This is a genomic window from Candidatus Alcyoniella australis, from assembly GCA_030765605.1.
GTDB lineage: Bacteria > Lernaellota > Lernaellaia > JAVCCG01 > Alcyoniellaceae > Alcyoniella > Alcyoniella australis.
In genome coordinates this window covers 19,318-41,766 of the sequence record JAVCCG010000110.1, presented here as the reverse complement: position 1 = coordinate 41,766, position 22,449 = coordinate 19,318, and the positions used below count along the sequence as shown (strand labels likewise).

The window sequence follows — 22,449 nt, the reverse complement described above, 5'->3', positions numbered from 1 at the left end:
GATCTTCTTAAGCTTCATCATCCCGGTCTACGTTGTGCTCTCGATGCAGGCCAACTGGCTCCAGAGCGACAAGACCCGCATCAGCATGACCCTGCTCTTCCCGCTGGTGGTGATGCTCGCCTGCGGACTGGCGTTCGTGGTGCGCTCGCTGCTGGCCAAGAAGCTCGCCGCGCCCCTGGCGCTGGTGGCGCTCACGCCGCTGCTGATATTTTTACCGCGGGCAGCGGCCAGGCTCGATTTTGAGACCACCGATTTCTACCAGCACTGGAACATGCTCTACGCCCAGGAGTCCGAGCAGTATCACCAGGTGGTCGCACGCGCCACCACCAGCGTGGGCCTGCTGCCCGACTACGGCCGCATCGACCGCGAGATCGACAGCGGACTCAAACGCGGGCTGCTCAAGCTCAACGAGCACATGCTGTTCTTCACTGCTCCCGAGATATCGGAACACCTGTTTCTCTACCGCGACTGGGGCCTGCTGTTTCCAGACGACTACAGCGTGAAGCCGCGTAGTTGCGATGGCGAGCCAATGCTGCTGAGCATCGATCTGAACACCATCGGCGACCCATCCGGCCCAGCGGTGCAACTGGTCGATTCCGCGGACGGGGAGCGCATGGCCGTTGACCTCAGCGTCCAGCGAATAAAAATGCTGCCGCACTTCGACCGTGTCCTGCTCGCCTGGCAGGATCAGCCGGTCTCGATCAACGTTGACCTGGAACGTGCGCCGTTTAGCTGGTCGGACCGCACGAGTACGGTTATCGACCTCAACCTCTACTCGACATCCGCAGGCCAGTTGAGCCTACCCCATCATCCCGAAACAATGGACAACGTAGATCCCGACGATCCACAGGGCGCGCCGGGTCCGGGTTTGCCGTCGATCTCGCCGCGCCGCTATATCCCGGCCGACTTCTCCGATGGACGGCTGCTGCTGCGGGTGCGGGCCGGTTGCCCGCTGATAGTGCGTAACTGGATCATCAACCACGCCGACTCAACCGTGTTGCGTGTAGATGTTTTTGAGCTTTGCTGGGACGGGGACGTTCCTACGGGAATGCGCTTCCGCTTTAACGAGCCGCGGTTCTATTTCTGATCAGGGTTGATCGACGACCAACGATTGCCGCAGTTCTGCGGCCTGTTGCCGGAAGTATCCGCACTCCCAGCCGTCGGTGATCCCCTGCGGGCAGGCGATGTCGACGTCGAGCAGTTTGTTGGCTTGGTCGGGCTTGTCCATTTCAATGTACAGCTCGGCCAAATACACGCGGTTGCGGTAGACCCAGGGAAAGGCCTGCAGCGCACGCTGGTACGCCTGCTGCGCGCGCTGTCGGTCGCGTAGCGGCCAGGGCACGAGCTGGTAGAAGCGGCCCAGTCCGATGCACGGCCCGGCGTAGTCGAACAGCGGCTGTTGTTGATAGCAGTACTCGAGCTCGTCGCGCAACCGGTTGCCGACCCCCTGGGCCAGCGCCTTGACCACGCTGATGCTGTCGGCGTATTCGGCCATACACAGCGCGTTGTAGTAGTGCCCCTCAATCGCATCGGGCGCGAGCAGCAACGCCTTACTCGCGTAGTCCATGCCGCGCGCGCCAAAGCGTCCGTCGACCTGCGGATCATCTGAGCGGTCGCAGATCCAATAGCAGGCGCGCGCCGCGCGCCACAGCAGGCCATAGTTTAGGGGATCGTTTTTCAGGGTGGCGTCGAGCAACTCCAGCGAGCGCAAAGCATTGCGCCGACCGCCGTCGCGGGTGCTCCACAGCTCGTCGACCTGTATTGCGATTTCGTCCGTGCTGTCGGCAAAGGCGCTCGACGCGATCAGCGCGCAGAGCGCAACGAGAACAAGCAGTGCGCGCCTCAGCGCAGCAACCCCTCCACCGCGGCCAGGGCTTGCTCGATGCCGCCGGGATCCTTGCCGCCGGCCTGGGCCATGTCGGCCCTGCCGCCGCCCGATCCGTCGATCGCCGGTGCGATGGCGCGGATAATATCGTTGGCGTTAAAGCGGTCGGTCAGATCGTCGGTGACCATCGCCAGCAGCAGCGCCCTGCCCCCGGACTCGGCGCCGATCACCACCACTCCAGACTTGAGTCGGTCGCGGACCTGTGTGCCGAAGTTGCGCAGTCCCTTGGGGTCGTCAAGGTCGATCTTCACGGCAAGCAGCTTGATCCCGTTGACGTCCTTGACGTTGTCGTAGATGTCCGAGCCGCCAGCCGATGCCATTTGGGCCTGGATTTTCTCGATCTCGCGCTCCAGGCCCTTGATGCGTCCCAGGGCGCGCTCGGTGCGTTCCACCAGTTCGTCCTCGTTGGCCTTGAGCAGCGTCGCGGCCTCGCGCACGCGCTCACGGTAGCGGCGGGACAGCTCCAACGCTCCGAGCCCGGTGCGGGCCTCGATGCGCCGCACGCCCGCGGCCACGCTGGACTCCGATGTGATCAGCAGCGAACCGATCTCGCCGGTGCTGCGCGCGTGGGTTCCGCCGCACAGTTCTTGCGACACGCCCTCAACGCTGAGTACGCGCACGCTCTGGCCGTACTTTTCGCCGAACAGCGCGGTCACGCCCGCCTCGAGCGCCGCGTCGAGGGGCATCGTCTCCCAGCTCACCAGTCGATCATCGAGGATCAGCTCGTTGGCGATGATCTCGATGCGTTCCAGTTCGCGCGGCTCGATTGCCGCGTAGTGCGTGAAGTCGAAGCGCAGCCGCTCGGGCGTAACCAGGCTGCCCGCCTGCTTGGCGTCGGGTCCGAGTACGGTCTGCAACGCGTGGTGCAGTAAATGCGTGGCCGTGTGGTTGCGCTGGATCGCCGCGCGCCGTTCGCGGTCGACCTCGAGGCTCGCGCTGTCGCCGAGCTTGACCTCACCGCGCAGCAGCTTGGCGCGGTGGGCCACCAACCCCTGGGCCGCATAGACCGCGTCGCGCACCTCGGCCAGAAAGCCGCTGCCCACGATCTTACCCGCGTCGCCGACCTGGCCGCCCATCTCGGCGTAGAACGGCGTGCGGTCGCAGACGATCTCGATCTCTTCGCCCTGCCGCGCCGATTCGACGCGCTGTCCGTCGCGGATCAGTCCGACCACCCGCGCTTCGAGCACGAGGTTGTCGTAGCCCACGAACTGGGTCGGCCCCGCTTCGGCCGCGAGCTCGGCGTAGGCCGACGACACCTGCTGCTCGCCCGAACCGCTCCAAGCCTTGGCGCTGGATTGGCGTTGTTTGGCCATCGCCTGTTCAAAGCCCGGCTTGTCCACGCTGAAACTTTTATCGCGGCCGATGTCCTCGACCAGGTCCAGCGGGAAACCGAAAGTGTCGTAGAGCTTGAACGCCAGTTCGCCGTCGAGTACGCGCTCGGATCCCAGCCGCTCGATCTGCTCGTTGAGCAGCTTCAGTCCGTTCTCCAACGTGCACAGGAAGCGTTGTTCCTCGTGCTTGACCACGCGCGCGATGTAGCTGGTGCGCTCGACCAGCTCGGGATACGCCGGCTGCATCACGTCGACCACCGCGCCACAGATCTGGTAGAGAAACGGCTCGTTGAGCCCGATCAGCACGCCGTGACGCGCGGCGCGGCGCATGATCCGACGAAGCACATAGCCGCGCCCCTCGTTGCTGGGCAACACGCCGTCGCCGATTAAGAAGGTCGTGGCGCGGGCGTGATCGGCGATCACGCGCTGGCTGACGTCGGCCTCGTCCTCGCCGCTACGGTATCCCTTGCCGCTGACGCGACCGATCTGCTCGATGATCGGCAGAAACAAATCCGAGTCGTAGTTTGAGGGCTTGCCCTGCAGCACCGCGGCGATCCGCTCCAGGCCGGCGCCGGTGTCGATGCTCGGCGCGGGCAGCGGCAGCAGCTCGCCGCCGGGCTGATCGCGCTGGTACTGCATAAACACCAGGTTCCACAGCTCAAGGAAGCGGTCGCCCTCGACGTAGGGGTCGTCCGGGCCGAACTCGGGCCCCTGGTCGAAGAGGATCTCGGAGCACGGGCCACAGGGGCCGGTCTCGCCCATCGCCCAGAAGTTGTCCTTCTCGCCCATCCGCAGTACGCGATCGGCCGCAACGCCGGTTACTTCGACCCACAGTTGCGCGGCCTCGTCGTCCTGCTCAAAGACCGTGGGGTACAGCCGGTCGGGGTCCAGGCCGTATTCGCGGGTCAGCAGTTCCCAGGCAAAGCCGATCGCCTCGCGTTTGAAGTAGTCGCCGAAGCTGAAGTTGCCCAGCATTTCGAAAAACGTGTGGTGCCGCGGAGTGCGGCCGACGTTCTCAAAGTCGTTGTGCTTGCCCGAGACGCGCAGGCACTTCTGGCTGGTGGTCGCGCGCGTGGAGCCGATGCGCGAACGCCCGACGAACACGTCCTTGAACTGCACCATCCCCGCGTTGGTGAACAGCAGGGTCGGATCCCCCGCGGGCACCAACGGGCTTGAGGGGAGCACCGCGTGGCCGTGCTGTTTGAAGTACTCGAGGAACCTGCTGCGAATCTCGTGACCGTTCATCGGCTGTTGAACCCTATTTCTGGAAGCGCTCGATCACCATGTCGCCCTTCTCGGCGACCTCGTCGTAGTTCGAGTCGTCGCCGGTGGTGACGCCGGAGACGCGCATCTCGAAATCGCCGGGGTTGCTGCTGTTGGCCAACGCCTCCTCGCGGGTGATCATGCGCCGCATGTACAGGTCCATCAGCGCCATGTCGAAAGTCTGCATGCCATAGGTCGAGTAGCCCTGGGCCATCGTGTCGTTGAGCTCGGGGGTCTTCTTCCGGTCGCGGATGCAGTCGCGCACGCGCGCGGTGGAGACCAGCACCTCAACCGCCGGAACGCGCCCCTTGCCGTCCATCCGCGGAATCAGCCGCTGGCAGATTACAGCCTTGAGCACCGAGGCGAGTTGGAAGCGGATCTCCTCCTGCTGGTACGCCGCAAAGAACGAGATGATGCGGTTGACCGTCTCCATCGCGTCCATCGTGTGCACGGTGGAGAGCACCAGGTGGCCGGTCTCGGCGGCCATCAGCGCGGTCTGGATCGTCTCCATGTCGCGCATCTCGCCCACGAGAATCACGTCCGGATCCTGGCGCAGGGCGCTGCGTAGCGAGTCGACGAAGTTCAGCGTGTCGAAGCCGATCTCGCGCTGGGAGATGATGCTCTTCTTGTCGCGCAGCAGGAACTCGATCGGGTCCTCGATGGTGATGATGTGGCAGGTGCGGTTCTCGTTGATGTGCTGCACCATCGACGCCAGGGTCGTGCTCTTGCCCGAGCCGGTAGTGCCGGCGACCAGCACCAGGCCGCGGCCCTCCATCGAGATCTTCTCCAACGTCTTGGGCAATCCGAGCTGGGAAAACGCAGCGACCTGAAACGGAATCAGCCGCATACTGATCGCCACGGTCCCGCGCTGTTGGAAAACGTTGGTGCGGAAACGCCCCACGCCGGGCACCGAGTAGGCCAGGTCGACCTCGCAGTTCTCGCGGAAACGCTGCACCTGACGCTCGGACATCATCACCTTGGCCATCGCCGAGATCTGCTGCGGTGTCAGCCGCTGCGTCTTGGGATGCTGAACCAGCTTGCCGTCGACGCGGAACACCGGCGGCATGCCCGGCTTCAAGTGCACGTCGCTGGCGCCCTTCTCCACGGCGATTTTGAGGATATCGTTGAGCTCCATCGTCCCTACTCCGTTATTTTTCGGGCTCGGCCGGCGCCTCGGGCTCGGCCGGCGCCTCGGGTTCGGCCGGCGCCTCGCGCACGGCCTCTTTGCCCAGCGGCTCAATCTCGTAGACCAGGCGCAGCTTGTTCTCCAGCTCGAAGGCAATGTCCGGGTTGCTCAGTAAAAATTCCCGGGCTTTCTCGCGCCCCTGGCCGATGCGGTGCTCACCGTAGGAGTACCAGGTGCCGCTCTTGTCGACCAGGCCGTTGGCCACACCCAGGTCGATCAGCTCGCCGGTCTTGCTGATCCCCAGGCCGTAGATGATGTCGAACTCGGCGTCGCGGAACGGCGGGGCCAGCTTGTTTTTAACCACCTTGACCCGCGCGCGAGAACCGAGCACCTCCTGACCGGACTTGATCATCCCGATGCGTCTGATGTCGAGGCGCACCGAGGAATAAAATTTGAGCGCATTGCCGCCCGGCGTGGTCTCCGGGTTGCCGAACATCACGCCGATCTTCATCCGGATCTGGTTGATGAACATTAACGTCGTGGTCGAGCGCGCGATGACCGCGGTCAGTTTGCGCAGGGCCTGGGACATCAGCCGCGCCTGCAGCCCGACGTGGATGTCTCCCATGTCGCCTTCGATTTCGGCTTTGGGAGTCAGGGCGGCCACCGAGTCGATGACCACGATGTCCACCGCGCTGGAGCGCACCAAGACCTCGGCGATCTCCAGCGCCTGTTCGCCGTTGTCCGGCTGGCTGAGCAGCAGATCCTGGGTGTGGACGCCCAGCCTGCGCGCGTAGGAGACGTCCAGGGCGTGCTCGGCGTCGATGAACGCCGCCACGCCGCCGGTGCGCTGAGCCTCGGCCACCACGTGCAGCGCCAAGGTGGTCTTGCCCGAGGACTCGGGGCCGTAGATCTCGACCACACGCCCCCGTGGCACCCCGCCGATGCCCAAGGCAACGTCCAGGCCCAGCGATCCGGTAGAGATCGACTTGATCGGCACCACCGCCTGGCTGTCCCCCAGACGCATGATCGAGCCCTTGCCGAACTGGCGTTCGATCTGGGTGATCGCCGTATCCAGAGCGGAATTCTTCTTGTCGCCCAACTGCTTCGATTCCTTAGCCATGGATGTACTCCTGGTTTTTTTCACATAAAACAGGCGAGTTTATATATCACGCCATCTTGTAGCGGGCAAGACAAGTGTAGCGCGCACCGCCGGGCAGCAGCTGGCTTTGATAGAGCACGATCCGCCGCGCCTCGAGCACCCCCAGATCGGCCTGCGAGCCCGCCTCGACCGCTTTGATCAGCTCGCCCAGTCGTCGGGGAGAACGCACCCGACCCAAAGTCAGGTGCGGCGAGAACCCGCGTCGCTCCGGTTCAAACCCCAGGCGCGCCAGGCGCTGCTCCACGTCCCGTTGCACGGCGCACAGCGCGTCTAGGTCGCCCTCGAGCCCGGCCCAGATCACCCGCGGCCGCCGCAGATCGGGGAAAGCGCCCAATCCCTTGACCCGCAGGGTCCGACCGCGATGCGCAGCAACGCACTGCTCGAGCTCAGCGCTGATATCGGGAACCAGCCGCTCGTGGGTATCGCCGAGAAACTTGAGAGTAAGGTGGATCGACCCGGGCCTGGTCCAACGCAGATCAGCATTGCTCCGGGCCAGGTTGTTCTGGGCTTGTTCCAGGCGTGAGCGCAAATCGTCGTCAAGGGGGATCGCCACGAACAGCCGCCGTTGCGTCAAGAATCGCTCTCCTGGATTCCGAGCATCTGCCTGCGCAATCGTTCGAGGGCGGACCAGGCGCTGACCATTCGCACCCGCGCGCGATCCCAGGGGAAGCGCTGCTTCCAGGCCCAAGATTGGTCCGGCGTAGACAGGCTGATCCAGACCGTGCCCACGGGCTTATCCTCGCTGCCGCCCTCGGGTCCGGCGATGCCGGTCACGCCGATGCCGAAGTCCGCGTCGGCCTGCTCGCGGATGCCGCGCGCCATGGCCAAAGCCACCGGCTCGCTCACCGCGCCGTGCTCCTCGATCAACTCCAGCGGCACGTCGAGCATCTCGACCTTAGAGCGGTTGGTATAGGTCACCGCGCCGCGCATGAAGACCGCCGAGCTTCCCGGCAGGTCGGTGATCAGCTTGGCGATCAGCCCGCCGGTGCAGCTCTCGGCCAGCGCCAGGGTCTGGCCGCGCTCGATCAGCATCCGGGTTACGACCTCGGGCAACGCAGCCTCGCCCGCCGCGTAAACGTAGCGGCCGACCACCGAGCGCACGTGGCGCTCGCACTCGTCGAGCTCGTCCAGCGCACCGTGGCCCGCGGCGCGCAGGGTCAGCAGGATCTCGGGGAACCCGGCCTTGTACCCCAGCTCCACGTCCCCTTGGTAAGGATTTTTACGCAGCAGATCCGAGAGCCCGGACTCGGTCATACCGAAGGTACGCAGCAGTCGCAGCTCGATCGGCGGCCCGAGATCGAGCAGTTCATATAGCCGCGGCAGTAGCTCGTTCTCGAGCATCGCTGCGCACTCGAACGGCGGCCCGGGCAGCACCGCCACCTGCGCTTGGGCGACCGCAACGATAAATCCCGGGGCCGTGCCCTTGGAGTTGGGCAGCACAATCGCGCCCTGCGGCAACTGGGCCTGCTTGACGTTGCTGCGCGGCATGACAAAGCCCATCGCGGAGAAGCGTTGTTCGAGCTGCGCTAGGAGCTGCTCGTCGAGCTCCAGTTCGAGACCCGCGGCCTGGGCCACTGCGCTGCTGGTCAGATCGTCCTCGGTGGGCCCCAGCCCGCCGGTGACCACCACCAGCTCGACCTCGCGCGCCGCGCGCAGTACCGCGGCCGTAATCGCCCCGGAATCGTCGCCCACCAGCTCCACGCGCTCGATTGCCACTCCCCGGCTGGAGAGCGCCTGAGCGATAAGCGGCGAGTCCGCGTCGCGGGTCTTACCCGCGACCAGTTCGGCCCCGGTGGCGATCAGTACCGCTCGCGGGCCCACTTAGATCCATCCGGCGCAGAGCAGCAGCTGCATGGCGATGCCGGCGTAGAGCCCGGCGAACACGTCGTCGAGCATCACGCCCCAGCCGCCGCCGAGCCGTTTGTCGATACGCCGTGCTGGAAACGGTTTGACGATGTCGAAAAAGCGGAACAGCAGAAAACCGTATATCGCCGCGCGCAAAGTAAACGGCGCGAGCAGCATCGTCACTAGGAATCCGACCACCTCGTCGATCACGATCTGGCCCGCGTCCTTCTTGCCGAAATGTCCCTCGGCCCAGGCTGCGGCGAGCACGCCGATGAACAGCAGCGCGATCGTGCTCAGGGCGTACAGCGGCCATCCCAGCTGATAGAAAATGATCCAAACCGGGATGCCGGCCAGCGTGCCGAAAGTGCCGCTGATGATCGGCGCCTCGCCCAGGCCCGCGCCGGTGGCAATGAAGTACAGCATGCGTTCTTTGGCGTTCATCACTCGCCTCCTGTGGCGCCCGAGTCGTGGGGGTTGGTCGGCAGCCCTTGCTCCGCTGCATCGGGCTGCGGCGTGGGCTCGTTCGCAACAACGGGCTGCTCCGCGACCTCAACGCTCCGTCCGGACGGCGGCGTCAGGGGCTGTGCGTTTTGATCGAGGTTCATCTGCGCCATGCGCTCGCGCGCGTACTGCTGGAACTGCGTCAAATATTCGGGCTTGAGCGGCTCGGTCGAGGGCAGCTTCTCGCGCAATGGATTGACGAAGTGCCCGTTCTTCTTCATGCGGAAGTCCAGGTGCGGCCCGGTGGACATTCCGCTGGAGCCCACGTAGCCGATCACCTGCCCCTGTTTGACGCGCACGCCGCGCTTGACCCCGCGTCCGTACTTGCTCAGGTGGGCATAGCAGGTGTTGTAGTTGTTGATGTGCCGGATCTCGACGTACCTGCCGTAGCCGCCCTTGCGCCCGGCAAAGACCACGGTGCCGTCGGCCACCGCGCGCACCGGCGTGCCGGTGGGTGCGGCGTAGTCGATCCCCTGATGCGGCCGCACGATGCCCAAAATCGGATGCTTGCGATGCATGGTGTAGCCCGAGCTGATCCGGCGATAGTTCAGCGGAGCCTTGAGGAACGCCCGGCGCAGACCCTCGCCCGCGAGGTTGTACCAGCCGGCCTTGCCCTGGGGGTCGGTCCAAGACACCGCGGAGTGCGGCTCGTCGTGCACCACGGCCACCGCCGAGACAATCCCGCCGTACTTGTAGAATCGTCCGTGATCGTACTTGTGCTCGAGCAACAGCGTGTAGTCATCGCCCGGTTGTTGCTCCATGAAAAAGTCGATGTCGTACTCGAAGATCTCGATCAGGTTGCCGGTGGTGCGGTCGTCCAGCCCCGATTGCTTGGCGTCCCACCACAAACTGTTCTCGACCTTGAAGCTGTAGGGGGTGAGCAGCACGTCGAGTTCCATCTCGCGCATCTGCGCGACGAATCCCTCGTCATTGCGGCTTACGATCAGCGTGCGCTCGTCGTCGGGCTCGTAGACCAGGCTCATCAGCCGTGCGGGCTCGCCCTGAACGTCGAGCAGCAGCTTATCGCCCACGCGGACTTTAGCCAGATCGTAGTGCTCGGATGCGGCGCCGAGCAGAGCGTGGATCTCGGTCGCGGTCACTCCCCTGTCGAGCAGGATCTGGTACACGGTCTGATCGCGCTCGACCGTCACCGTCTCACCCTTGATCTGCTGCGGCCGTTCGGGCAGTTCGACCAGCCGCGCCAGGGCCGCGTGCTGCTCGTGCAGATCCTGTTGCACAAGCAGCTGCTCGCGCTTGTGCGACAGGTGGATCACCGCTGCGACCACCACCAGGATGGCGATCAGCGCCAAAACCGATTTGAACTTCACTTATGCGCTCCCGAATTCAGTGGCGCTGATCAGCCCGCCGCCGCTGGGCGCGCTGCGCACCGCGTCGATAATCGCCCCGGATACCGCGTCGGCGGCCAGCACTCCGACCCGCGTCTGGTCGGCGCTCACCTGGCCCAGGGACAGGGCAAAAACGATGTCGCCGTCGTAGGGGCTCCAGGCCGGGACCACACAACGCGCCATACCGGCCTGGGCCATGCGCGCCACGCGGTTGGCCTCGATCTTGTCCAGCGCTGCGTTGGTGAACACCGCGACCAGCACCGTGTTCTCGACCGGCCCCAGGCGCGAATCCGCGTCATAGGCCAGTCGGTCCGGAGTGAATATCTCGCCCGGGCTTTGCGGGTCGCGCGCGCCGGCAACGGGTCGGCAGCCGGTCGGGTCGTAGACGCAGCCAAAGGCGTTGACCACGGCCAGGGCGAAGACGATCAGCTCGCCGGATTCCACGCTCGCCGAGCCGATCCCCGATTTCATCGCCTGCTCGATACCCAGGTACTTGCCCACGGCAATGCCGGTCCCCGCGCCGATTGCGCCGACCTGATAATCCGCGGACGCGGACTCGCACGCTTGACGCGCCATCTGCGGAGTGGGCCGCGCCCGCGCGTCGCCCAACCCCAGGTCGAAGACCACGGCGCAGGGCACGATCGGCACCTGGGCGTAGACCGTGTTCTGGCCGATCTCGCGCTCGGCCAGATAGTCGAGCACGCCGGTCGAGGCGCCGGTGCCAAAGGCGCTGCCGCCGGCAAAGCACAGGCCGTGCACGCGCTGGACCACGTGCAGCACGTCCAACGAGTCGCACTGGCGCGTGCCCGCGGCAAACCCGCGCACGTCCATTCCGGCCACTGCCCCATCAACGGTCAGCATCACCGTGACGCCCGTCAGTGCGGATTGGTCCTGAGCGTTTCCAATGGTGAGTCCGGGGAGCGGTATGCGGCGGTTGATCGGCATTTGGCCCAATTTAGATGCCGTCCGAGGGGCTGTCAATCGACGGTCGTCAGCAGCAGCCGGATCGGCGGATTCGGGTCGTAGCTTAAATAGCGCTCGCGGTACAGGCTCCAGTTGCGCATAACGTATTTGACGTAGTTGCGCGTCTCGCGCAGTGGGATCAGCTCCACGGCCGCGGCCTGCTCCATCCCGGAAAAGCGCGGCCACCACTTGGCCGCGTTGCCCGGACCGCCGTTGTACGAGGCCACGGTGCGCACCGCGTCGTTGTCCGCGATTCCCTGCAAATGCCCGATGTACCAGCAGCCCAGGGCGATCGACACATCGGGCTGGTACAGCAAGGCGTGCTTGTAGCGCTCGAGCACGCCGAGCTTGCGCGCGATGTACTTACCCGTGGAGGGCATAACCTGCATCAGGCCGCGCGCGCCCGAACGGCTGGTGACCCCGCTTTGGAACGCGCTCTCCTGGCGCATCAACCCCATCATCAGGTAGGGATCCACGCCGTTGTCCTCGGCCATCAACTTGACCGTCTCAAAGTACGGCTTGGGCAGCCGCAGGCTCCACAGCACGCCATGGGGATCGGGCAACCCGCTGAGCCCGGCCAGGCGCTGCGCGTAGTTGGCCACGATCAGACTGCTCAGCAGCTGCTGCTCGTCCCACAGCGCCTCAGAGAGCAAAGCCGATGCGCTTACTCCGCCGTAGTCCCGCGCGCTGCGCAGCGCCTGCACCTCGAGCTGGGCCTGATCGATCAACCCCATGGCCAGCTGCTCGCGCAGCCGCAGCAAATGGAAGGCCGCGAATCCCTCCTCTTGCGCCTGCGCCGTGTGGACCAACCCCGCTGCATCGTCCGTCGTGGGCAGGGCCATGCCCGCGGGCGCCAGCGCGCCCAGGGACGGGGCCGCGCCGCCCAAATCGAATCGCTCGGAGCGGACCAGCGGCGGCACGCCCATGGACCGCAGTCGTTCACGCGCCAGCAGACCGTAGTACTCGTGCGGCCCCTGGTCGAGCACCGCGAAGTAGCCCAGGGCCGCGCCGGGCCGGTCGCCGCGCGCCTCACAAGCACGGGCCGCCCAGAACAGGGCGCGCTGCACGTCCTCAGAGTCGCTTTCCACATCGGCCGATGCCTCCAGCGCCCGCACCGCGTTGCTGTACTGCCCGGTCATGTACGAGGCAAAGCCGCCGCGCCACAGGGCATCCCCCCGACGCTCGAACTGCTCGAAATTCTCGGCGCAGTACAAAAACAGCTCTGCCGCTGAAACGAAATCGTGAGCGTCCCAAGCCGCGTCCGCCAAGTCGTAGGCAGCCCAGGCTGCCCAGTGGCTCTGGGGGTAGCGCTCCAACAACGCGGCCTTGCGTTGGTCGGCCTCGGAGTCGGAGAGCAGCGGCGTCGAGAGGTAGAGCGCCGCGGCCACCCACTGCTCGTGCTGCTTATACTCGGCGAGCACCTTGTTGAACAGCTCCAACGCCTTGTCGCGATCGCGCCTGTTGCGCGACTTGCTCAATCGATTGGCGTAGTAGACCGTGGCCTCGGCCGCCGCGGCCCCACGCGCCCCACGCTCGATAAGCTGCTGACCGTAATAGCCCGCGGTCCGCGGATGATCGCGGCCAAAGTGGCTGCGCGCCACCTCGAGTAGTTCCTGCGACGAGAGCTTTGGTTGGGACGCGAGTTCACGACTTTGCAGCAACCGCAGCCGCTGCTGTGCCTCGTCGTGCCAACGATTTCCCTTGAACATCGCGGTGAGCAGCAAGTACTCGTGAGCCGCGGCCGCGTATTGGCCGCGCCCCTCCAGGGCTCGCGCGCGGATAAAGCGCAGCCGTGAGTCGCCGGGATGCTCCTGCGCTTCGAGCTGCTGCGTGGCGAGCTGCTCGGCCCGGGAGTAGCTCCCCAGATCGATCAGCGCGTAGAGCTGTAGTTCCTGCGCCTGCTCCACAAGTCGGCTGTACCCATCCAGCTCGATCAGCCGCTGGGCGAAATCGAGCACCTGCCCTGGACTGTCCAGCCGCTGGGCACACAGCGCAGCGTAGTACAGCAGGTAATCCTCCATTTCCGCGTAGCGCCCGCACAGACCCTCGAACCCGGCCAGGGCCCGATCATAACGGCCGCGCTCAAAGGCCGAGTGGGCCGCGTTGAACTCGCTGCGGCACAACTCGATCCGGGATTGATCAGAATCGGCCGCAGCCGTGCAAGACAGCGCCAGCAGCACGACCAACAGCACGCGAAAAATACGGGGTCTGAGCATTGTCTTGGGGGTATCACAACGCGCGGCGCAGCACAATCGCTTGCCCCACAGCCGCCAGATGGCTAAAAATCGGATTGATGAAGATCGCAGTGGTGCAAATCGACGTGCTCAACGGCCAACGCGAGGAAAACCTGCGGCGCATCGAGCGCCGTTTGCGTACAATCGACGTCGAGCTGGCGGTGCTGCCCGAGCTGGTCACCAGCGGCTATTTATTCGCCGACCGTGCAAGCCTGCTGCCGCTGGCCGAACCGGCCGCACCCGGCGCGCCGAGCTTCGAGCTGCTTAAGCGCCTGGCCCGGCGCAGCTCAATGCACATTGTGGCCGGTTTTCCCGAACTATGTGAAGACCGGATTTACAACTCGGCGATGCTCGTGGGCCCCGAGGGGCTGGTCGGGGTCTATCGCAAGACCCACCTGTTCGACCGCGAGCACAGCCTGTTCGACCCCGGCGACAGCGGCTTTAGGGTCTTCGACCTGCCCGGACTGAGACTGGGGATAATGATCTGTTTCGACTGGGCCTTCCCCGAATCGGCGCGTAGCCTAGTGCTGGCCGGCGCGCAGCTTATCGCCCACCCGGCCAATCTGGTGCTGCCCTATTTCCAGAATGCGTCGATCACCCGCGCGCTGGAGAACAGGCTGTTCATCGCCACGGCCAACCGCATCGGCATCGAGCGCGTGGACGACCAGGAGCTGACCTTCACCGGCCGCAGCCAAATCGTGGCCCCGGACGGCCGGGTGCTGGCGCGCGCCGACGGCAAACGGAGCCGCACGTTGCTCGTGGATATTGATCCGCGCCAGGCCGACGACAAGCACCTGACCCCGCGCGATCATTTACTCCAGCGGCGGCGGCCCGAGCTGTACCGGACTACTTGAACAGTCCGAGCTGACAGCCGACGATTTTAATCTTCAGCTCGTTGGCCACGGCCCCGACTTTGCGCGGCGTGACGGCCAGACTTTCGGCGAGTTTGAACGCGGTCTTGCACGAGAGTTTTCCCTGACGGCTGGCGCGCCTGACCGCAGCCTCGATCTCGGATTTACTGGTTGTCATCTATTCCTCCTCTGATGTTGAATCGCTCTGTCCGGTGAGAATCGCGTAGACCTCGGAGCGCGGCAGGCCGAACTCGCGGGCGATCCGCGAGGCGGCCTTGGACGGCGGCTCATCGGGCCGACGAGCGCGCAGCAGCAGCGGCCGCAATGCCTCGGCCGAGAGCTCATGGTCCTCGGGCGGTGCGATCAATAGCGTGACCTCGCCCCGTGGCGGCTCGTCGTGGTAAAGCCGCTCAAGTTCGCTGAGTCGACTGCGCACGAACTGCTCGTGTTGCTTGGTCAGTTCCCGGGCCAACACGGCCCGGCGGTCGCCGAAGATCGGCAGGGCCTGGCCGCAGAGTTGGGCCAGCCGCCGCGGCGACTCGTAGATCACAACTGTCCCGGGAAAGACTGCCAGTTGCGCCAGCCGCTGCAACCGCCGGGCTCCCTTGCGCGGTAAAAAACTGGTGAAGCAAAAACGTTCCATCGGCAGGCCCGAGGCCGACAGCGCGGCGATCAGCGCCGCCGGACCGGGCAGCGGCCGGACCTCGATCCCGCGCTCGAGGGCCGCGCCGATCAGGCGGTACCCCGGGTCGCTCAATCCCGGAGTTCCCGCGTCGCTGATCAGCGCCACCCGCTGCCCCTGCAGCAGCCGCTCCAGAATCGGTTCGATTCGCTGCTGCTCGTTGTGTTCGTACAGACTGATGAGCTTGTTTTTTATATTGTGGTGGGCGAACAGTCGTGCGGCCTCGCGAGTGTCCTCGGCGCAGACCAAATCGGCCTGGGCCAAGAGTTCTACAGCACGCAAGGTGATGTCGTCGCGGTTGCCCAGAGGCGTGGCGACGATATACAGTGTTCCTTTAGATTCAAGCATTTATTAGTTCTCTGCCGTCTTGTTTGCCGTGTTGACATCAGCGGAAGGGCCGCACTAATATCGCAAGCTCGGTGCGGACGGGTCAAGGTATTTAAAAGGAGGACCCTGTGAGAATCGGAATTTTGACTGGAGGAGGCGACTGTCCCGGCCTGAATGCAGCGATCCGGGCGGTAGTACGCAAGTCCAAAATCTATGGTTGGGACTGCCTGGGTATCCTCAGCGGTTGGAAGGGATTAATGCAGCTCAACGCACGCGAGCTGGACCTGCGCAGCGTCTCGGGAATTCTGCCCAAGGGCGGCACGATCCTGGGCACCAGCCGGACTAATCCGTTTAAAGACGAAGAGGGGCCCAAGGTCGTTCAGAAGAACATCGAGCACCTGCACCTGGACGCGCTGGTGGCCATCGGCGGCGAGGACACCCTGGGCGTGGCCTCGAAGCTCCACGAGATGAACGTCCCGGTGGTCGGCGTACCCAAAACCATTGACAACGACCTGATGGGCACCGACGTCACCATCGGTTTCGACACCGCGGTAACCGTGGCCACCGAGGCCATCGACCGTATCCACACCACGGCCGAGAGTCACAACCGCGTGATGATCGTCGAGGTGATGGGTCGCCATGCGGGGTGGATCGCCCTGCGCGCCGGGATGGCCGGCGGCGCGGACGTGACGTTGATTCCCGAATTCCCGTTCAAACTCAGCGAGGTGGCCAACCTGATCATCCGCCGCCACAACCGCGGTAAAAACTTCTCGATCGTGGCGGTCAGCGAGGGGGCCAAGTTCGACGAGGCGGACGGCGAAAAGCTGATCACCCAGGGCGCTTCGATCGACGAGTTCGGCCACGTCACCCTCGGCGGTATCGGCGAGGTGCTCTCGCGTAAGCTACGCGACGCCACTGGGTTCGACGCCAGGGTCACCAACCTGGGACACACCCAGCGCGGCGGCACGCCCACGGCCTACGACCGCAACTTGGCCACGCAGTATGGTGTGATGGCCGTGGAGATGATCAAGCAAGGGCAGTTTGGCATGATGGCCTCGCGCACCAACGGCCACTTCACCTCCGTCGACCTGTCGATTGTCAGGGAGGGGATCAAAGAGGTTCCGGCCGAGTTGTACGAGGTGGCACGGGCCTTCTTCGGCTAATCTGCTAAAATCGAGTATCGGCCCACGTTCGAACCCTGGTGGTTCGATCGATCTTTGACAACCTGCTTCGGTTCGTTCAATCACCGATGAATCGTTTCGTAATTGAGATATCTATTGCCCGGATCATGCATACGGCTTCGTTTCGCCAAAAATCCGGACCCATCGGCTGGTCTGTTTGCCGGCCAATCTTTCGAGACAAGGAGTTTGACAATGGATTTCGAATGGAGATTTTTCACTCCCAATCGTTTGGTGCAATCAATCCCCGACATCTTTTCTGAGCTCAAGGCGCTGGTCGAGAAAATACCCGAGGAACAACGTTCACGTCAGGAAGAGGCGCTGGAGAGACTTTGGGATACCTACAAACAATACCAGGATAATCCCTTAACGGTTAAAACCGACAATCTCTACAAATCAATCGCCTTTCCCTCGATGTTCATGGCCAAGACCCTGCAGGCGATCGACCTGCCCCACGAGGCGATACAGGCCGCCAACCTGGCGACCGAGTGCTTCAACCTCGCCAAGTGGGAACAAAAAATGGTCGAGAGCCTGATGACCTATCTGTACTGCAGGCTCAATGCGGTGCAGGCCGAGGACTTCGTCCTGGACCAGGTGCAGCAGACGATCACCGAACAGGTCAAGACAATCTGCCGTCACCGCGGCTACGAGTCCGATCCGCGGCCGGCGTGCAGCTTCGATCTTCCCCTGCGCCGAGCGCAGGAGGCGGTGTGGAATACCTTCTCGCAGCACATGGAGCGGCTCTCCGAGGAAAACAACGAGCAATACCTGGCGGTGCTCGAACGCGAGCTTAAAAGCGCCTGGAACTTCCCGAGCCACGACCGGCTCAAGGAGCGCGTTCGGCTGTTCCGCGAGCAGGTCAGCGCCCTGCTCCCCGAGCAGGTGCGCCTGGGGATCGAGTCCGGGGCTCTGCGGCCGTTCCACGAGGAGATCATCCCCTCGGAGCTGCACGACCAGATCCGCGAAGCGGTCAAGGCCGGCGACAAACAACAGGTCGTCGAGCTGATTTCGCCCACTGTCGAGTCCCAACTGCGAACCCTGGGCGAGCGGCTGGGCGAGGTGCTGGCGTTCAAGCCGCCCTACCGTCCGCGCAGCCTGCCGCGCGATGTCTACGGCCGCTGGGTCGCGGCCGAGCGCCTCGACTCCGAGGGCGAGATCTCCCGGGCCGAGCAGGCGTTCTCCCAACTGTTCTCCGAGGAGCCGGAGTACCCGATCCTCAAGGAATGGCTGGCCTATTGCCAGGCCCGGCTGGGCAACCTCACCGGCGCCCAGCGTCTGCTCGAACAGGTTGTCAACGTCAAGCGCAGCAACTACCTGACCTTCTGGAACCTGGCCTGCATCCACTTCAAGCTCGAGGATCTGGAGAGCGCGCAGAAGTACCTGGACCAGGACTTCCTGCTGCAGAACAACATGCGCAACACCGACTTCATCGAGTCGATCCTCGGCCTGACGATCCTCCTGGGCTGGGATGAGCGTGTGCTGCACCTGATCGACCATTTCCCGACCAACGAATACGCCGCGCTGGGGCTCTACCTGTCGAACAAGATCGGCAACGAGGAGCGGGCGGCGAACTACCTCGACCGGCTGTTGCAGTTGCTCTCGGGCCCAATCAGCTTCGACCCGGCGCGGGTTCCGGGCCTGACCGATCCGCGGCCCGGCGCCGAGCGACTCAAGCGCGCCTTCAGCTACTTCATCGCCTCGGGCCTCGAGGAACAGGGCGCGGCTTACTTCATCCAACGCACGCGCAATTTCCCCAACAGCTATATCGATCTGGAATACCTCGGTTGCCTTTACGAGAACATGGGCAAACTCGAGCAGGCCAAGAACGCGTTCTTGCGCAAGGCGCAGATCACCAATCGCTCGCGTGCGCACGTCAGTACCAAACGCGAGGTGACCAGCCAGCTGCTGCAGTTCGTAGTGCGGCACAAACTGACGACCCTCGATCCGGAACTACTCGAGGAGGCGCGCGAACTAGAGGTCGATCAGTGGCTGATCGAGCAGGCCGAGCCGTTGATCGCCCAGGCTGCGGTCGAGGAGATTCGGTCGCAGCCGTTCTCGATTGACGAGAGCGCGCAGCCGCAGCCGCGCTACGAGCAGCTGCCGCCGCCCGAGCCGCCGCGTCCAGTGGAGCCGATCGACGCCGCGCAGCTCGCGGCCGATTGCGCCAAGCTGATCAAGCTCGACGACCTGATTCCGGCCTACGTCTTGGCCGAACGCGCCGTGCCCGGTCTCGAGGCACTGGGCCAGGTCGAGGGCAACGTGGCTGCGACCGTACGCGACGCTCTGGAGCTGGCGCGCGGGATTGTCGAGGATCAGGAACTTGAGGCCAGCCACGGCGATCTGGACGCGCTGAACAAACTGCGCATCAAAGCGGTCGAAGCCCAGTCCGCACTGGTCGGCGAACGGGCGGGTTCGACCAGCGCGCTGGTCCAGATGGTCGAGCGGCTGGTCACCGAACTGGGGCGCGACGTACGGCTGCTACCCGATCTGACAATCGAGGCGATCAGCCCGTTCCTCAGCTCCGATGCCGCGACGACCAGCCTAGTGCTCGTCGTAGAGAACCGCGAGCCGATGGACCAGCACGAGGTCAGCGTGACCCTCGATCCGGTCGGCGACGCGGCCGAGCTGCTGGTCACGAAAAAAATCTCGATCGGCGAGATTCCCGCGGGCGGGCGCGCTTACGTCAAGTTTAAGCTGCGGCCGATCCAGTCCGAGGGCAAGGCCGCCTTCAAGGTACGGGCCGAACTGACGGTCAACAAGCAGCGCTGCACGGTCGAGCCCAGCGCGCCGCTGCGCGTGACCGTGACCGATTTTTTCAAAGCAGCCGGCGTCTCGGCGATCACCTCGCCGTTCCTGCCGTTGCGCGACATCCCGGCCAACCGCGGCGAGCTGTTCGTCGGCCGCGACAACCAACTGCGCAGTCTTACCCAGAGCCTCTCGCAGATCCCACAAGGCCGCGTGCCGTTTCTCGACGGCATCAAGCGCGTGGGCAAGACCAGCCTGTTCAACTTCCTCGCCGGCAGCCTGCCCGATGAGTTCTGCGTGGTGCGGCTCAACCTCGAGGGGTTGCTCGCCGATCCGCAGACCTCGAAGTTCGCCTTTTACAAGGGGCTGTGCAACCGCATTGCGGAGACGATGGGCAGCCTTGGTTGCCTGACCAATCCGCCCGACCTCAGCGCACTGGAAAAAGACCCGGACAGCACCCTGGGCGAGTTCTTCAACGCCGTATCCAACGACCAGCGCCACTGCGTACTGCTGTTCGACGAGTTCCAGTACGCGGTCGAGGCGATCCTCGCCAAGGCCAAGAACGGAGTGGACAGCAGCTTCCTTTCGCTGCTCTCCGCGGCGATCGACGACGGTCGTTTCTCGGCCGCCTTCAGCTCGGCCCGGCGGCTGGACGATCTGCTGCACCGTCTGCAGCACAACCTGTTCTCGCGGGTGGTGCGTGTCGAGCTGGACCTGCTGACGCGCCGCGACCACGACCAGTTCCTGAGCTCGGCGTTCTCCTCGCAAAAGATCGTCTTCCCCGAGGAGCTGCTACAGGCCGCCTATCAGCAGACCGGCGGGCATCCGGCCTTCGTCCATCTGCTCGGCGACTGGCTGGTGGTCCACGCCCTGGGCGAGGACATGCGCACGGTGCTGATCCCGGACGACGTGCTCGACGCGGCCGAGGCCCTGGCCCGCGAGGAGGTCTACTTCTCAACGTGGTGGGACGCCTCGATGTTCAACGAGCTCGATGCCCTAGTGACCCGGCGGCTGACCGAGCTGGGGTCGGCGGGGCGCGATGAACTGCTCTCGTCGGTCTCCGCCGCCGAGCAGCTCGAGGGGCGCCAGTCGGTCGAGCGGCTGATGCGCTACGGCATCTTCCGCGAGCAGGACGGCAAGCTGTCGATCAGCGCCGGAATGCTAAGCAAGCACTTGTCCCGGCTGATCGAGACCCGCGGTAACCTGCCCTACCAGACCGACGGCACGGTTGAGCCGCCGGTTGCACGCAACATCGCACTGTTCGTGGATCACGAGAACCTGTTCCTCTCGCTGCAGACCAAGCTCGAGGAGCGCGGGATCGATTTGCGCGACAACAAGCGCATGCAGCACGTGATCGAGCGCCTGCGCGAGCAGGCGTCGCAACTGGGGCCGATGGCGCGTTGCGTGGCCGTGGCCAACTGGGACAATCCGGTATTCTCCGCGCACCAGCGGCTCTACCGCTCCACGGGCTTCGACACGCTGATGCCCCCGGACGCCGATAAGGACGGGGCCGACTTCGAGATCTACGACGAAATCTCCCGGGTTTCGTCGGAGGAGCCCAACGTCGGCACTTTCATTTTAGTCTCGGCCGACCGCGACTTCAGTCGGATCATCATGCGCCTGCGCAACCAGGAAGGACGCTCGGTGCGCGTCTGGGCCGTACGCGGCGTCAGCCTCTCCGAGCGCTACAAGCAACGCCTGGGTAAAGCCCTGGAATACGTGGACGACATCATTAAACTTTAAGATTAATCGATCTTCAGAGTACGCTGGATGGGCTGCGGCCGACTGCAAGCCGCCGCTGGATAATCTCGATCACCAGCGGCGCCAGGTCGCGGTGGATCACCGCGTGCCCCATGGCGTTGGGATGGCAAAAGTCGGTGGTGTACCATAGCCAGCCGCCGGGGCTGCTGTTCATCGCGGGCTCGCCCAGAATCGAGAGGAACAGCTCGCGATCCTGTGCCAACCGCGGCTGCGCCTTGATCCAGTCCGACGAGATCATCTGCAGATCGAATGTGCCCAGGAACGGCGCGCCGAGCTCGTCGGCAACGCGCGCCATGGCCTCGCGGTATTGCGGATGGAGCACGCCGATCTCAATAAACAGCACGTCGGCGCCCGCCGCGCGGGCCAGACGCGCAATCTCGCGTAGGTTGTCCTCGTAGTCCTGGACGCTCACGCGATAGACCACGTCTTCCGGCAGCTCAATCCCGCGATCCTCGTACTGCTGTTCGCCGTAAATCAGCCGCACCAGCAGCCTATAGAGCGCAGTGCTGCGCAGGACGTTGCGCGGCCCGCGCGCTTGGTTGCCTTGGCAACGCTTGGTCAGCCACTCCATGTTGGCGGTAAATCCCAGCTCGCGCGGCACAAGCTGCTTGTCGGGCAGGTTACGGCTCAGGTCCTGGGGGCTGAACGCCGTGTCGAGTTCGTCGTTACGTCCGAAGCTGACAAGTAGCAAGTCCGGTTCAAAGCTCAGCACGCGGTGTTCCAGGTGGATCAGGCCGAACCACGATGAGAAGTTGGGCTCGCCGGCATTGACCACCTCGATTGTCTGACCGCTGAACCGCTGTTGCAGCGCATCCTCGAGTAGACGGCCATAGGTCTTTTCCAGGGGCGTGTCCCAGCCGAAAGTCGAGGAATCGCCGAGCAGCACCACGCGCAAAACGCCCGGCGGCTTGGGCAGCGCAAACTCGGGACCGCGACAGCCTTGGCTGTTGATGCTCAGCTCGTAGGTTGCGTCCGAGCGGGCGAACAGTTCCGAGTACTGGCCGTAGACGCCGTAGGGCGCATCGATCCGCGCTCCGGGTTTGAGCACAAAGGGCAGCCATTGGTCCGAGTCGTAGATCGGCTTGTAGACATCGGCCCGCGGTTGCGGTCGCAGTTTGCCCGCCGCCTGGTTGAGGCAGACCAAGCCGATCAACGTAGCCAGGAAGCAGATCAGCGCAAAGGCGGACCAGAACAGCAGCCTGCGGCCGATGCCAGCTGCTCCCGCCTTGCCGATGCGCGTTTGCTTTCTCAT

The 22,449-nt window shown here is 64.4% G+C and carries 17 protein-coding genes; 4 read left to right on the top strand and 13 right to left on the bottom strand.

Features of this window, described 5'->3' with window-relative positions:
- Window positions 1-1,087, top strand: a 1,087-nt coding sequence (locus P9M14_13260) for a hypothetical protein (protein ID MDP8256713.1), incomplete at its 5' end; no start/stop codon positions are given.
- Here the strand turns inward: P9M14_13260 and P9M14_13255 are convergent.
- From P9M14_13255 to P9M14_13210, 10 genes are all read right to left on the bottom strand, one after another.
- Entirely contained in the window at window positions 1,088-1,711 is a 624-nt protein-coding gene (locus P9M14_13255) for a tetratricopeptide repeat protein (protein ID MDP8256712.1), read from the bottom strand. It lies immediately after the preceding gene.
- A 131-nt stretch (window positions 1,712-1,842) separates the two neighbouring features.
- Window positions 1,843-4,461: an alanine--tRNA ligase gene (gene alaS / locus P9M14_13250; GenBank protein ID MDP8256711.1), complete on the bottom strand. Its 2,619-nt coding sequence runs from the start codon at window positions 4,459-4,461 to the stop codon at window positions 1,843-1,845.
- Window positions 4,462-4,474: 13 nt separating this feature from the next.
- The gene (locus P9M14_13245; protein MDP8256710.1) at window positions 4,475-5,614 is read right to left on the bottom strand and encodes a type IV pilus twitching motility protein PilT; all 1,140 of its coding nucleotides are present in this window, start codon (window positions 5,612-5,614) and stop codon (window positions 4,475-4,477) included.
- A gap of 13 nt (window positions 5,615-5,627) precedes the next feature.
- The gene (recA, locus tag P9M14_13240; protein ID MDP8256709.1) at window positions 5,628-6,725 is read right to left on the bottom strand and encodes a recombinase RecA; all 1,098 of its coding nucleotides are present in this window, start codon (window positions 6,723-6,725) and stop codon (window positions 5,628-5,630) included.
- 46 nt (window positions 6,726-6,771) lie between these two features.
- On the bottom strand, window positions 6,772-7,338 hold the full coding sequence (gene thpR / locus P9M14_13235; GenBank protein MDP8256708.1) for an RNA 2',3'-cyclic phosphodiesterase: 567 nt from the start codon (window positions 7,336-7,338) through the stop codon (window positions 6,772-6,774).
- Entirely contained in the window at window positions 7,335-8,585 is a 1,251-nt protein-coding gene (locus tag P9M14_13230; GenBank protein MDP8256707.1) for a competence/damage-inducible protein A, read from the bottom strand. Before P9M14_13230 ends, thpR begins: the two co-directional genes overlap by 4 nt.
- On the bottom strand, window positions 8,586-9,050 hold the full coding sequence (locus P9M14_13225) for a phosphatidylglycerophosphatase A (GenBank protein MDP8256706.1): 465 nt from the start codon (window positions 9,048-9,050) through the stop codon (window positions 8,586-8,588).
- The gene (locus tag P9M14_13220; protein MDP8256705.1) at window positions 9,050-10,438 is read right to left on the bottom strand and encodes a M23 family metallopeptidase; all 1,389 of its coding nucleotides are present in this window, start codon (window positions 10,436-10,438) and stop codon (window positions 9,050-9,052) included. The genes P9M14_13225 and P9M14_13220 overlap by 1 nt, the downstream gene beginning before the upstream one ends.
- Entirely contained in the window at window positions 10,439-11,401 is a 963-nt protein-coding gene (locus P9M14_13215) for a P1 family peptidase (GenBank protein ID MDP8256704.1), read from the bottom strand. It lies immediately after the preceding gene.
- Window positions 11,402-11,433: 32 nt separating this feature from the next.
- Window positions 11,434-13,635, bottom strand: coding sequence for a lytic transglycosylase domain-containing protein (locus P9M14_13210; GenBank protein ID MDP8256703.1), 2,202 nt, complete (start codon window positions 13,633-13,635; stop codon window positions 11,434-11,436).
- 77 nt (window positions 13,636-13,712) lie between these two features.
- Between P9M14_13210 and P9M14_13205 the strand changes: the two genes are divergently transcribed.
- Window positions 13,713-14,507 carry a nitrilase-related carbon-nitrogen hydrolase gene (locus P9M14_13205; GenBank protein MDP8256702.1) on the top strand — a complete coding sequence of 265 codons (795 nt, stop codon included), beginning with the start codon at window positions 13,713-13,715 and terminating at the stop codon, window positions 14,505-14,507.
- Here the strand turns inward: P9M14_13205 and P9M14_13200 are convergent.
- Both P9M14_13200 and rsmI read right to left on the bottom strand, forming a co-directional pair.
- The gene (locus tag P9M14_13200) at window positions 14,500-14,682 is read right to left on the bottom strand and encodes a hypothetical protein (protein MDP8256701.1); all 183 of its coding nucleotides are present in this window, start codon (window positions 14,680-14,682) and stop codon (window positions 14,500-14,502) included. The genes P9M14_13205 and P9M14_13200 overlap by 8 nt on opposite strands.
- On the bottom strand, window positions 14,683-15,534 hold the full coding sequence (gene rsmI, locus P9M14_13195; GenBank protein ID MDP8256700.1) for a 16S rRNA (cytidine(1402)-2'-O)-methyltransferase: 852 nt from the start codon (window positions 15,532-15,534) through the stop codon (window positions 14,683-14,685).
- A 107-nt stretch (window positions 15,535-15,641) separates the two neighbouring features.
- Between rsmI and P9M14_13190 the strand changes: the two genes are divergently transcribed.
- On the top strand, window positions 15,642-16,676 hold the full coding sequence (locus P9M14_13190) for an ATP-dependent 6-phosphofructokinase (protein ID MDP8256699.1): 1,035 nt from the start codon (window positions 15,642-15,644) through the stop codon (window positions 16,674-16,676).
- A gap of 210 nt (window positions 16,677-16,886) precedes the next feature.
- Window positions 16,887-21,179, top strand: coding sequence for an NYN domain-containing protein (locus P9M14_13185; GenBank protein MDP8256698.1), 4,293 nt, complete (start codon window positions 16,887-16,889; stop codon window positions 21,177-21,179).
- 13 nt (window positions 21,180-21,192) lie between these two features.
- On the opposite strand, the gene P9M14_13180 is transcribed toward P9M14_13185, so the two are convergent.
- The gene (locus P9M14_13180; GenBank protein MDP8256697.1) at window positions 21,193-22,449 is read right to left on the bottom strand and encodes a GDSL-type esterase/lipase family protein; all 1,257 of its coding nucleotides are present in this window, start codon (window positions 22,447-22,449) and stop codon (window positions 21,193-21,195) included.